Below are 13831 nucleotides of genomic sequence, written 5' to 3' on the forward strand. Positions count from 1 at the left end.
TCTTACTTATATATCTTTGCAAAATCACATTTTACCATCAAGACTCTTACCTGTCTCTATATGTTCAAAATTTGGCAGATATTGTCCGATAATTTTAACAATATCAGCCTTGGTACAACTTTCTGACTCAAAAGCATCATCAAGTGTATTGATCAGCTTTATAACTTTATCTCTATCCGGAATCTGCTTGTCCGTAATCACGCCCAAAGACGAGAATCTCTCCATATCAACAGCTTCGCCTTCAACAAAGAATTCTTCAAAAGCCTTCTCTCCGCTTGTATCAGACGCGCTGAAATGCACCGGATACGGCAATCCTTCAGTCCACTTATCAGCCTTGTCTATTGCCTCTTCATCTGACGAACAATAATCAATTTCATATCCCATTGATGTCAGTAAGTTCTCTGCAATCTTATCAAATGTCGTCATCTGAGCTTCATCAAGCTTAGGGAAGAAAATATTGCGGTTGCCGCCAAGCATTGCAGACAACATACAAATCTGCCCCGATTCCTGAGGACTGACAAAATATCTCTTTACATCCGAAGGAGCAGATAAGGGCTGTCTCTGATTGATTCTATCAAGGAATCCTGCAGGAAGCGAACCGTTAGAGAATGCCACATTGGCAAAACGCGCCGTCTTAACAGGGAACACATCAGAATAACTAAAAATCAGATCCTCCATAATTCGCTTACTTGCTCCCATAATGTTTACAGGATTTGCAGCTTTATCGGTACTTACACAGAAATAAACCTCGGGAGGATTCTGCTCCAGAAGATCAAGAAGACCTTTTGCACTTATTACATTATTCCTAAGAAGCGCCTCCACACTATAAATGTCCTTCTCTGATCTGACATGCTTGTGCGCACTGAAATTAGCTACAATATCAAAACCTCGTAAGCCGTTACTTCTCTTATGATGGTTGAACATCCTTCTGAAAGTAACCGAACTGTAATCCATAGGATATGGCAAATATATATCCGGCACAACAGAACTGAGAACTGCGCTTGAACGAAGCGACCTTGTAAGCTCTGTCAAAGCATTCTCATTTGTATCTACAACAACAAGTTCTGCCGGCTTAAACGGCAAAATAGCACGGATAAATGATGAACCGATACTACCTGCTCCACCAATGACCAAAACCGACTTCCCACTTATCGCAGCAGAAAGAGCTTTTTGATTGACCTCTATATCAGGTTTAAACATAGAAGCATTGCGCTTTGTTACATATTCCCCTATAAATGATTCTAAATTAAATGTCATACTCATATCTCTTACCATAATTTCTTTCTACATTGTCAATTATTTCAAGGACATATCTGTCATCTGAAAGACCATAACGTATATCCTCACCTTCAATAGCCTTCAAGAATTCTCTGATCTCATCCCGATATGGCTCTTCCGCAATATTATCAGAATATCCTTCAATGTGCTCTTCCGTCTCATATACCTTAATTCGGTCAAATTCTTTTGTCTCAAGATTAAGTTTAAACAGATCATCATTATGTCCATTCCATGTCAAATGAACATCTTCGCCGATTATCTCAAGTTTGGTCACAGCCGTTCTTGAGGTGACATCAACCAGAAACGAACCGATATTTCCATTTTCATGCTCAATACTTAATATTACACTATCAGGGAAATTAATATCCAGTCCGGTACATCTTTGATGCAAAACTTTAACGTCCGCAACATTTCCAAATGTGCGTATGATCCACGGCAACTGTATGGCCATTATCTCTCTGACACCATTTGTTTCTTTTCTTCCTATAAAGAAATCTTTATAACTTTCCCACGGATGCCAATCAGGAAGATACTGCCCTACATGATACATATAGGTGACAGGTTTGTTTTGTGAAGAAACAATTTCTCTGAACACTTCCATCTGCCGCTTATATATGAGAGTGCTGGATACAAAAACAACTTTATTGTTTTTGTCTGCCGTAGCCTTGATCTCATCATATTTATCAGACGTAAGATTAAGCTCCGTAAACACATGAATACCGCCATTTAGAAGCTCTATTATTATATCAGCATGCCTTCCCGGAGAAGTACATACAAAAGCTATATCAGGAGAATAACTTATTCCTTCGTCAATGGTAGACGCAACTATAAATCCGGCTTCTTTAGCCTGCGCCTGTCTATCGGCGTTACTGTCTACACAAATAATCTTTGCATCAGGAATCAACTCTTTGACAAGTCGTATCCTGCGCCTTCCCATTGAACCATATCCTACTACCAATATTGAACTAATATCACTCATCCAAAACCCCATTTCATCTTTCAAAACTTTTTGCCAGATCATATACTTTTTTCAACTCTTCATCATGTTCAATATAATACCTGTGAAGAATCTCCATCATATAGAAGTCTTCTTCAGAATCGATATCCAATACCAGGTAATCCTGCATAACCGAGATGCCGCATTTATGATCCAAGATGGTATCTAAAATGTCTGTATCAAGGAACTGCGGTCTGTACGCATATATACTTGCATTAAGTTCATATGAATTCGGTGCTTCCTGCCTGGTCGTATAACCTGATTCGCATATCTTCTTATAGAAGCCGCTTTTTTCTTCAACCATATTAAAATACGGACTGCGTCTTGCAGGAACTACACTCGTAACCAGATCATAGTCTGCATTTTCCTGGTATGTAGCAATTATATTCTCAACATCTTCCAATCTTCTAAGCGGAGATGTTATATCCAAATCCACTATTACATCATAATTGCTTCCCGTAGCTCTGAATGTATCTCTTATAACATCAACCTTGGCAACTTTATCTCCTGCCAGTTCAGATTTACGTTCCACATATACAACGTCACTTATAACAGTCTGCTTTCTTACAATATCAACAAGCGGCAAACTATCCGTATTGAGCGCCACCACAATGTCATCCGCAGGGTGAGCTTGCTTGTAAAGTCGGATAACAGATAATGTGTAATAAACAAGCGGGACACCATTCATCTCTTTTAAATTCTTATTCTTGAATCCTTTAGATCCTGCTCTTCCACATATAGTAAACAAAATTCTCATAATACACCTCGAGTAATTCTTAATACCTTGCATGCTTCCTCTATTCCATTGTCATTACTGCTTCTTCCTTCAATAATATCAATGAAATGTTCAAGTTCTTTTTTCTGATATGAATTTCTGTCTTCAGATAGATCAACAACTTTTCCGGAGCACAACCACTCAATCTTCTGATTAATCAAGTCTGCTACAATTGTATCATCTTCAGCAAATAATTCTACTCTCCTGAGTGCTTTTCTTCCAAAATAGTCAAGATGCACTTCTGCAAGCATATTTTCATACTCTGCAACGTACACCGCGATATCATCGGAGTCAATTTCCAGATTTGATTTCCTCTCAATAATGCTTTTTACAGTCTTCGGAAAACCTACCAGATAACTAATGTAGTCCCATTCATGAATCAGATCAATAGAAACTCCTCCCCCCATTTCCTTATGTGCAGAATACGTATTCCTATAATCTATTCCCGGTCTCCAATCCGGAAGGTAACTTGATGACATCACTCTCATCGAATGAACCACAGAAAAGTCAATATTCTTCTTAAGCCATTGTATAACATTGGAATATCGCAAAGGACACGCAACATAAAATAGCTTGCGCACAGAGATTAGAGGCGCTATATTCTCTTCTCCCGTAACAAAAACAGGCTTCTCGATAAAAAACGCATCACTCAGATGCAGGTATTTATTTATAGTCTCATAATGTAACGATGTTGGATTAGTTATAAAAACAGCATCATAAGCTTCTTCCAACTCATCATCCGAAAACAGAAACCTAATCCTCCTGTCAGAATCACTCTCTGATCCCGCCCCACTACTTTTTCTCCTCAATACATCTATATGAACGCTGTTACCAAGTATATCCAATAAGTTTGAAGAATGTCTTCGTCCCATAGAACCGTATCCAATAATAAGAATTCTATAACTACTTTTTACCATACACATAGTTTGTCACCTCAACAACTTTTCTCCCAAATAATAACATCAGCCTTGTCACATACTATATAATAAAACATGTAACAAGGCTAACACTATTTTGCAATCCTAAATACTACTTTCTGTTTAAATCTCAACAATCATTATAATATCATAGCATATTTGCTCTGTAGTCAGTGCAAATCTATCATATGTATAACTTACATAGACTCTCTTGGGTGAGATTTCACCTATAAACTCATTTACAGCCCATTGAAAATAACATTTATGTGCAATCCGAAAATTAAGAAAACGCTCTAACTTTCTTCTTTTATTTTCATTTGAAAAAGCCTGCTCAGATAAAATTTTCTTAATTTCGCTCTTGTCCTGCCTGCATTTTTTGAAAAAAACAAAAAAGCAAACCTCACTCTATCAAGTCGTCGTCCCAGCCTGTATATATCATAATTCTTATTCTTAACATCATCGTTTAGAAATAATAAATCTCCAAACGCTCTGGTTATCACTTTTTTATGTAGCTTGTTACGGACAATACCAATTTCATCTCTTCTATACTGAACGGAAGATTGATCACTATAAGCGCAATGGATAAGGCTATACCGGTCATATAGCCCCCCATTCCCACTCTTTTCATTTCATAAAATTCATTGGAATACTCATATATTTCATCAATGTAATTGCACTCAGCACAAGCTTTTAAGTTTAAAAATTTTTACACCCTTCAGCTTCTTTAACTATATCAAAATACAAAAATGAAATTCTTAATAAAACATCAGACATCTATCTTTAAGGACAAGTCACTCCTTAAAGTCAAAAGAATAGCAGACCCCTCATCGTACTATAGTAATTTGCACTTTTTCAATACTACCACATTTATAAAAGCATTTCAAAGCAAACATTATATATCATAAAATTTCTTTTTTAAATCAATCCCCCCACTTGTAACTATTTCAACTGCTTTATTTGCAATTTTTCCAGCTGCATTCCCATCTCCGTACCTACTAACAACATTTTTACACAATTTCTTATGTTCAATGCCCATGGCTTTATTCATCGCAGCTACTATATCAGCAGTTTCTACTCCGCAATTAATTATACTTTCAGATTGTAATCTGCCACGCTGTCTATCACCTATATTAACTGTCGGGACCTTAAATGCCGGAGTTTCTATAATTCCGCTCGAAGAATTACCTAATACAAACTCCGCATATTTCATTAGTGACAGATATCTGCGGATTCCCAATGAAGTATATACATGTAAGTTATCCATGCATTTCTCCGCTTCATCAAGCAATTCATTTATTCTTGCTCCGCCATGATCAGCGTTAGACTTGGTTACAATAAACTCTACATCAGGAAAACTCTTAACAGCGCCAAGAAAAGAATTTATCTGCTCATCAACACTTCCGTTATCCATTGTTACAGGATGATAAGTACAAAGAGCATACTTACAATCAGGCAGTCCAACGCTTTCCAGTGCTTCCTGCCTGCTCATATCTGCAGCATTTAATATATTATCAATACTTGTAGAACCATAATTGTACACACGCCCCGGCTCCTCACCAAGCTGGATTACTCTTCTTCTGCTATCATCATTTGTAACAAAATGCAGATAACTCATCTTGGTAATTGAGTGCCTTATCCATTCATCTATAGCACCCTCTGTGGTATCTCCGCCACATAAATGGAAAATAGGCGTCAGTGTATTACCCGCAGCTATAGCAATCGCAAGCGTTTCGTACCTATCGCCGAGAAGAATAACCGCATTATAGTGCTCAGCTACAAATAATGACGTAAACTTAATCAAAACTTCCGCCTGATTGGATGATATATCTTCTTCAGAATCCGATCTGACCGAAACAGATACTTTATGATCGATTCTGATTCCGTCTTTCTCTATCTCATCAACAGTATGACCATAATCGTCACTGAGATGAGTTCCTGTTACGATCAGATCAATTTTCAGATCATCACTTTCATATTTACGTAATTCCTTTACTACAGGCATCAACAATCCATATTCAGCTCTTGTAGCAGTTACAACCGCTATACTCTTCATATCTCTATTATTTCATCCTCATCAAAATCTCTTATAGCTTTTTGTCCAAGTACTTCTTCCCATCTCATCGGACTGATTCCCGTTCCGGGGCGTTTCACCGTAATGTTTTTCTCTGTAAACATATCCCCTGCTTTTATAGAAGTCTTTGCAACAATACTCTTTCTGGCAACCGTTCTGTTTTTCTTTTCTGATTCCGAAGGCACCTTGTCCCCTGTACCTATTGTTTTCTCAATATTTCGTATAGCTGATACCATAGCAGCAAGTTCGCTTGGTTCAAGACTTGCTTTATGGTCAGGACCTTCCATATTTCTATCCAATGTAAAATGCTTCTCTATAATCGTTGCGCCTAGTGCAACAGCGGCAATTGGAACTTCAATTCCTTTTGTATGATCCGAATATCCGACTTCAAGTTTGAAAGCTTCCTTCATAGTCTTCATAGCACTAAGATTAACATCTTCAAAAGGTGTGGGATACTCAGTATTACAGTGAAGCAACTTGATCTCTTGTGTTCCATTCACTCTAAGCACCTTTATAGCATCAGCTATTTCCGACATATCACACATACCGGTAGACATCACAACCGGTCTCCCGGTCTTTGCCAAGGCAACTAAATAAGGATAGTTCGTTATTTCCCCGGAAGGTATCTTCCAAAATGGCATTTTAATAGTATTCAGAAAATCTATACTGTCAAAATCAAACGGGGTAGATAAAAAACATATCCCTACCTTGTCACAATATTCTTTTAATTTCAGAAATTCATCATACGATAGTTCCAAATTCTTAAGCATATCAATCTGTGAACCACCGCCTGTAGTTTTCTTTTGGTATTCCGCTTTCTTTGCATTTATCGAGACAAGATTCTCTGATTTGAAAGTTTGGAACTTTATGCAATCAACTCCTGCCTTCTTCGCTTCATCAACCATCTTGCACGCAAGATCAAAACTTCCGTTATGATTAACGCCTGCTTCTGCAATTATAAACACACTCATCTATTCTACCACCTTACATGGATTACCATATGCTTTAACTTTATCGGGAACATTTTCTACAACGACACTTCCACACCCGATCAGTGTATTACTTCCAATTGTTATACACTGACGTACAACCGTTCCTGCGCCAACATGTGCATCATCGCCAACCTTCACCTGTCCACACAACGTTGCGCCGGTACTTATATGACAAAATGCCCCTATATTACATTCATGCTCGACAATTGATCCTGAATTGATAATTGTACAGCATCCGATACTTGTTTCCGAGTTGACAATAGCTCCCTTGCCTATAAATGTTCCCTCTCCAATTTCTACCTTATCGGCAACAATTGCAGTAGAATCAACAATAACCGGCATATTAAATCCAATAGCCTTTAACATCTCATAGAGCTTATGTCTTACTCTTGTATTACCAACGCTTCCAACTGTAACAATCGCATCCGACCACCCACTTTTGAACAGATTTGGAAGATCGTCATCACTACCAATAACCGGTATATCCATTATTTTCGTACCAATTTCAGAATCAATTATTCCTATATCCGAATATTTATCTAATGAAAGCACACAATCCAATACAGATTTGCAATGTCCGCCTCCACCGATCAGTAGCAATTTGGATTTCAATTCAATTCCTCCCGGTTCATTCTTCAAATAGTTTCTTCCTCATCTTTTCAAGTTCAGGTAGCTGTCCCATATCCATCCAGTCATTTTCACTAACAGGAAATACAGCAACTTTTTTTCCTTTTTGCTTTTCCCGCTCTATAATATCAGGAAAACCAATAGCCTCGTCATCATCTATATCATCAATTACCTCAGGTTCAACAATATAAATCCCTGTATTAGTCAGAAACGACATTAACGGCTTTTCCTTCATATTGGTAATAACGCCATTTTCTCCCATTTCAACAACTCCATACGGTATGTTGATATTCTTATAAGCACATATCATTGTGATTACATTTCTATTCTCTCTATGGAATTGCAACATTTCCTCATAATTAGCAGTAAGTAACGCATCGCAATTGGCAAAAAAGAATGTATTTTTAAGCTTTCCTCTTAAAAGGCTCAAGCCTCCACCGGTACCAAGTGGCTTCTCTTCATCATACCAAGTAATATTGTAATTTGCCTCATTATCTGAGAAATATGCCTTCATAAGCTCTTTCTTGTAATTCACTATAATATGAAACTCATCACAATTATATGAACGATATTCTTGCATTATAAGCTCAATAATCGGCAAATCCCCAACAGGTATCAGAGGTTTTGGTAATACTCTGGTAAACGGATCCAATCTTGTACCTTTTCCACCTGCATTTATGACAACGGGCACTTTTAACGAATTTCTAGTCCTATGCTCCGTCAATGATTTTCCACAATATAAATCTATTATTACTCTGTCTTCATTAAGAATTGGAATAACAATATAATTTTTCTTATGATATAAAATTTCGGCTTCTTCCATATCCGTAGCATATCTGGGATGACGCTCCGCAGCCTCAATAGCAGGATCTTCCATACCTCCTCCCGCCAATAAAAACCTTCTTATATCACCATCAGTAATACATCCCGACATCCTGCCATTACTATCTGTAAGAAACAGAATTCCAAAAGAATTCTTATCTATTCCCTGCATTGCTTCAGATATAGTTAAGTCTTCTTTTCCCAAAAAAATACTGATATTATCCATCTGTTTTACTTCCTTTTCAGCAATACTTTAATTTCATTTACGCTGATCATTCCTGTCGCTATAGAAATTATAAAATAAGCGACAGAAAAACATACCATCGATATAACAAACGGTATAATGACACCTCCGATATATCCACTTACCCTCTTATATATCAGTAATGCTACATAGCACACTACTCCTGCAACCAGATATAATACAACGCATCTGCCCAAGATTATTTTGATGTCAATGTCTTTAAGATACTTTTTCAGTGCTCTGTAAAGCAGAACAACACATATTACGGCAGATATCGAAGTTGCCAGAGCCAATCCTCCTAGTCCCAAAAGTCTCAACAATATAAAATTAAGCACAATATTAATCGCTACACCTATAGAAGAGTTGATCATTGGTGACTTAGTATCGCCTACAGCATAAAAACACTTAATAATCATCTCTCTTATTGAAAAAGCTATAAGCCCTACGCCATAGTACTTAACAACATCTGCCGTTTTAATAACATCATTGAGGCTAAACGCCCCTCTGTAATACAGAATCTTAACAATAACATCTGCAAACATGACCATTATCACAGAAGCAGGTATTATTATCAGAGACGATAACCTTATACCATCAGAAAGGATCTTGCAAAGCTCCTTCGAATCATCTTTGGATTTAGTCATTATCGGAAATACAGCAGCACTGATTGGGATTATAGTTAGCCCCATCACAAAATCACTTATTTTATTACCATACTCGTAAACCGACAATCCTCCGACAACTACAGTTGTTGCCAACGTTCTGTCAATCAAAACATTTACCTGCTGTAACGATCCCGAAAGAATCAAAACTGCCAAGCATGACATAAACATCTTAAAATATTTATCTCTTCCTTCAAGCAGGATTGAATACTTAAATCCACTTTTACAACTGCATATCCACAAGAATACAACTTGTATCAACGAAGACAGCAGAAATCCTATAGGTAAAATATAAATATTCCCCACTATCTTCGCAGCAATGATTGTGATCATTACTCCAAGATTAAGCGGCACTGACACTAACGCTGTAATCTTTATCCGATCATTAATCTGCAGATATCCCGACAGCACCGTAACAATAGCCGTAAAAACCGTTGCCCATATGCTGAAATTAGTAAACTGCCTTGCCAGCTCAAGAGTCTTATCATCAAATCCACTCGCAAATATCCCCAGTAACTGTTTGGGAAATATGAAATAAACAGCTGTAATCGCAATGCAAATTACTATCAAAGCATTTATTACAGTATTGGTAAACTTAAGAGCAACTTCCCGGCCTTCTTCAACCTTCGCCTTTTGATACATCGGTATATATCCCGAGGTCACACCGGTTGCAATAAATCCAAATATTGTAACCGGCAAAGTCATTGACAAAATGAATACATCGCTGACCTGCCCCGCGCCAAAATAATTTGAAAGAACCAGTTCCCTTCCAAATGCAATTATCTTTGCAAACACGGAAACTATAGTAAAAATAAGAACTGTTTTTTTCACGACACCTTATCTTCTTCCTCTTTTATTTCATATCTTTTAATAGGTTCCAATGATTGTTTTTTATCATATTTTATTATCAACCATATATACAACGGAATCAGCCAATAATACCAATAGATCAAGAATCCGCCTCTAAGATGCGAAAGAATATAAAACCCTTCAATAATATAGATAAACTGCCACGCTCCTCTATTCTGTGCTTTTTTGTATATCAATGCTATGGTAGCAAAATATATTATCAATAGCGGTATTCCCCCCCAATAATAGAAACTCATATACATATCAGCCTCTATAGGCCACTGCATCGTTCCCCCATTCATCCAGGAATCCGGATAATACTTCATCGTCAACCATACGCTCATATCAAAAAATTCCGAAAAATTTGTAATTCCAAGTTTTACAAGCGGCCAGTTTAACGGTAAAAAGAATGTTCTCAGAAAATCAGGAGAATAGTCTCTTGTCATTATTAGAAAATTCTCAAAAGTATCAAAATAATTCAGAATCTGATTTATACCGGTTATCAAACTGCCTGTCATTATTTCACCCAGCCTGACGATCATTCCGACAACAAAAATAACCAATCCCAAAACGATCAGCAAAATACTCTTTTTATCTAATGTTTCTAATTTAATGACTTTATCTGCCATAAGCATCAGAATCATCATGAATGTAGTGGATTTACTACCTATAAATGTATATGACGCACATAAAAGCACTATATACAAAAAACGCCTAAAATATCCGCGCCATCCTGTAATTCCCCTTTGCCCCTCAAAAAACAACAATAAAAGCAACGCATGTGTAAATAGCAAATAAAACATTCCAGCGCCACCTCTACTAAAAAAGGCATCATTCGCACTTTTAATCCATGCCGAAAACCCACCCGTTCTCTTAACGTATATAAAAAAACCTATTGTAAAAAGGCTACATACAACTGAAAAAGTAACCTTTCCCATCCTTATTTCATTTTTTTTACGATCTTTTTTTTCTTTTCTAACTTCAGTGATTCTATCCGTATCTTTATCAAGATCATTCAGAAACCACTCCAAAGTAAACATCGCAACAGCATATGTCACAAAACACATTAAAAACGCCTGATTAACTTTTTCCACACCATATTGCTCGTACACATTTTTATACCGATTCGAAAATACCGGGCTCAGGCAATACCACACAAAATAATATGCAAAAACAATGTTCTTGGGATTTAAAAGCTTTTTAGGAAATAACAATGCATATATTATTACCACAAATCCAAAAAAGAAATACTTAAGTTCTATTTCGCATATATATAATCCAAATAAAACAATAATACTCACCAAAGGAATAATTGCCTTTGTCGGTATTCTAGGTATTTTTACCTTCAACTATATTACCTCTCCTTTATAACATTAGGTAAGAATTTCTGTAACTTTTCCTTATCCACATATTTAAGTCCATACTCTCCAAAAAGCCCCTCACAAGCCTCTCTACTTGTACAAATAATCGGTCCATCATATCCAATACTAATATAATCCAGCACCAGCGTTGAGAAATCAACTATTATACAATCCAAATTATCATACTTATCCCTTGTTTCGATAATTGATTCTTTTCCCTCAAACATATTTCCTGCGGAAAGCGGATGAAGCATAACAACAGCAACATATCCTTCCAATCCTAATATGCACTCTGTTATATCCGTGAGCCAATCAGGAAAAGTCTGATCCACAATTCCTACATACTTTTTTCCTTCTTGTTTCTCCATGTGCTTAAACTCTATATTAGTCTTAAAACCATCGATATAATATCTGCAACTGTCATTTTTCACTATTACATCTCTAAATACTGTTTCAGAGAATTTATTGTATAAATGAACTTCATCACAATATATCTTATTGGGAATTATAATCTTCTCCGTAACAACACCATGCTGATACATGCTGTATGACGCTTTATGCTCCGCGCATAATTCCGTAAGCCAATATGTAAATTCATCATAATGTCCAAATGAACATACTGCATTAAATCTGTTGCCACCAAATGCTTCTCTCAACAAGCGATATTCGAGCCATCTTCCGAGATTATGCCCACCTCGAGGAGTGCTCATAACAGAAGACAATATGATCCAAAACCTTTTTCCTACAGGTATCGTTGAAACAATGGAAACCTTCTCTCGCAAATCCTTTATTGAATCAGTAAATTTTCTGACATGGATTCTCTGAAAATTCTCAGTTGCCGGATTATTCTTCTTAGCCTCAAAATATCCATTAATGAAAAACACCTCTGAATTTACACTTTGCTTTTTTGATACAACACATAAGCATATATAAAAAAGGAACATTTTCATTGATGTCATAAAGCTTAATTGCTTTTCAAAACCTATTGCTTTTAAATTATCTATTCCGTTAAGAAAAATCTCTTTTTCCTTATTACTCAATCCTTCAAACCTCAATATTTCCGACTATTTCCTGATCCTCTTTTCGAGTCCGAGTTTCTCATAAAGCTTGATACCAAGATTATAGATTTTCTCCTGGCTCTTGAATTTATCTGTACACTCAGGCATCTCATGATATTTCATAAGTTCCTCTTCAGATATTTCAAGCTTCTTCGCAACTTCTGCAAACAACTCTTTGCTCTCTTCTTCTGAAAGCGGCGGCTGCTCAAGAATTTTCAAAGCCTCATCCCTTGTCATCTGTCCTGTTACAACAAGGCTTGATAACTGAGCTCTTCTTATATCATGTCCAAATCTTGTAGGCTGCCAATAGCCTTCAAGGAATTTCGTGATAAGATCCTCGAAATGCTTCTGCGAATACGGCTCATAGTCATATTCTTTCTTAAGAGTTTCAAGCATCTGTTCCTTTGTAAACTCTACGTAATTAAGCGGCTTTAATGTCTTAACACCCAAAACATACGGAATCCAGAATTTATGTTTAAATCCATTGGTAAATGTATAATTCTTGATCGGTATTTTGCAATATTTGCGGATTACATCCTTAAGATATGTACCGTCACCTGTCGGGCCTGATCCTTTCTCCCATGAAGATGGATCTGCAATAATCTCCGTGCAAATATTATAACCATTGAGAATATACTTAACTCCCAGCTCACATGAATATCTGTCTATAAGTGAAATAAACGCATGATCCTGAGGAGCGTCAAGCATTTCAAGTCCTGTTCTGAACCAAGCAAGTTGCATTTCGCGCATCTCATCCCAGTCCATCTTCTCCATATGAAGCTCAACTCCAAGCTTATCCGTAAGTTTCTTTATATTGGTCTCAGCAACAGGAAGATTCCAGCCGGCATCGATATGGAATACAAATGGCCTTAATCCCCACTCTTTTACTGCAAGATGCAGCATGTAAGAACTGTCAAGTCCGCCCGAAAGGCCGAGTATACAGTCATACTCTTTTCCTTTTCCGCTTTCTTTAATAGCATTTATAAGATCCTGTAATTCTTTCTCATGTCCCTTGCCATGATTCCACTCAGGTTCTATACGTTCTTTATATTCATTGCATCTCATACATACGCCGTTTGAATCAAATGTAATATCTTCATCTGACGTATCCATTACACAACATTTGCATATCTGATATGGCTTACTGTATTTACTTTTTATGACAACTTCACTCATCT

General features: G+C 36.9%; 13 protein-coding genes. All 13 read right to left on the reverse strand.

Annotated features, from left to right (window positions below; translation table 11 throughout):
• Positions 1-24 precede the first annotated feature (24 nt).
• The 13 genes from G628_RS0114435 to G628_RS0114495 all read right to left on the reverse strand — a co-directional run bounded on the left by G628_RS0114435 (position 25) and on the right by G628_RS0114495 (position 13829).
• Positions 25-1257, reverse strand: coding sequence for a polysaccharide biosynthesis protein (locus G628_RS0114435; RefSeq protein WP_027209429.1), 1233 nt, complete (start codon positions 1255-1257; stop codon positions 25-27).
• Positions 1247-2257 (reverse strand): Gfo/Idh/MocA family protein, encoded by a 1011-nt coding sequence (locus tag G628_RS0114440; RefSeq protein ID WP_034501040.1) that lies wholly within the window; start codon positions 2255-2257, stop codon positions 1247-1249. Before G628_RS0114440 ends, G628_RS0114435 begins: the two co-directional genes overlap by 11 nt.
• A 13-nt stretch (positions 2258-2270) precedes the next feature.
• On the reverse strand, positions 2271-3032 hold the full coding sequence (locus G628_RS0114445) for an acylneuraminate cytidylyltransferase family protein (RefSeq protein ID WP_027209431.1): 762 nt from the start codon (positions 3030-3032) through the stop codon (positions 2271-2273).
• Positions 3029-3967 (reverse strand): Gfo/Idh/MocA family protein, encoded by a 939-nt coding sequence (locus tag G628_RS0114450; protein WP_027209432.1) that lies wholly within the window; start codon positions 3965-3967, stop codon positions 3029-3031. The genes G628_RS0114445 and G628_RS0114450 overlap by 4 nt, the downstream gene beginning before the upstream one ends.
• A 496-nt stretch (positions 3968-4463) precedes the next feature.
• Positions 4464-4595, reverse strand: coding sequence for a hypothetical protein (locus tag G628_RS19270; RefSeq protein ID WP_278246554.1), 132 nt, complete (start codon positions 4593-4595; stop codon positions 4464-4466).
• A 264-nt stretch (positions 4596-4859) separates the two neighbouring features.
• On the reverse strand, positions 4860-6020 hold the full coding sequence (neuC, locus tag G628_RS0114460) for a UDP-N-acetylglucosamine 2-epimerase (protein ID WP_027209433.1): 1161 nt from the start codon (positions 6018-6020) through the stop codon (positions 4860-4862).
• Positions 6017-7009: an N-acetylneuraminate synthase gene (gene neuB, locus G628_RS0114465; protein ID WP_027209434.1), complete on the reverse strand. Its 993-nt coding sequence runs from the start codon at positions 7007-7009 to the stop codon at positions 6017-6019. The genes neuC and neuB overlap by 4 nt, the downstream gene beginning before the upstream one ends.
• A complete protein-coding gene (locus G628_RS0114470) occupies positions 7010-7669 on the reverse strand; it encodes an acetyltransferase (RefSeq protein WP_242827239.1) in 660 nt (219 codons plus the stop codon).
• A complete protein-coding gene (locus G628_RS0114475; RefSeq protein ID WP_242827240.1) occupies positions 7659-8684 on the reverse strand; it encodes a sugar phosphate nucleotidyltransferase in 1026 nt (341 codons plus the stop codon). The genes G628_RS0114470 and G628_RS0114475 overlap by 11 nt, the downstream gene beginning before the upstream one ends.
• Positions 8685-8710: 26 nt before the next feature.
• On the reverse strand, positions 8711-10216 hold the full coding sequence (gene murJ / locus G628_RS0114480) for a murein biosynthesis integral membrane protein MurJ (RefSeq protein ID WP_027209437.1): 1506 nt from the start codon (positions 10214-10216) through the stop codon (positions 8711-8713).
• On the reverse strand, positions 10213-11328 hold the full coding sequence (locus G628_RS0114485; RefSeq protein WP_155833827.1) for an O-antigen polymerase: 1116 nt from the start codon (positions 11326-11328) through the stop codon (positions 10213-10215). Before G628_RS0114485 ends, murJ begins: the two co-directional genes overlap by 4 nt.
• Positions 11329-11588: 260 nt before the next feature.
• Positions 11589-12635: a hypothetical protein gene (locus G628_RS0114490; protein WP_027209439.1), complete on the reverse strand. Its 1047-nt coding sequence runs from the start codon at positions 12633-12635 to the stop codon at positions 11589-11591.
• Between the two features lie 24 nt (positions 12636-12659).
• Positions 12660-13829, reverse strand: coding sequence for an N-acetyl sugar amidotransferase (locus G628_RS0114495; protein WP_051199235.1), 1170 nt, complete (start codon positions 13827-13829; stop codon positions 12660-12662).
• Positions 13830-13831: the final 2 nt, after the last annotated feature.

The organism is Butyrivibrio hungatei NK4A153 (assembly GCF_000424465.1).
In the GTDB taxonomy this organism is placed as follows: Bacteria; Bacillota; Clostridia; order Lachnospirales; family Lachnospiraceae; genus Butyrivibrio; species Butyrivibrio hungatei_A.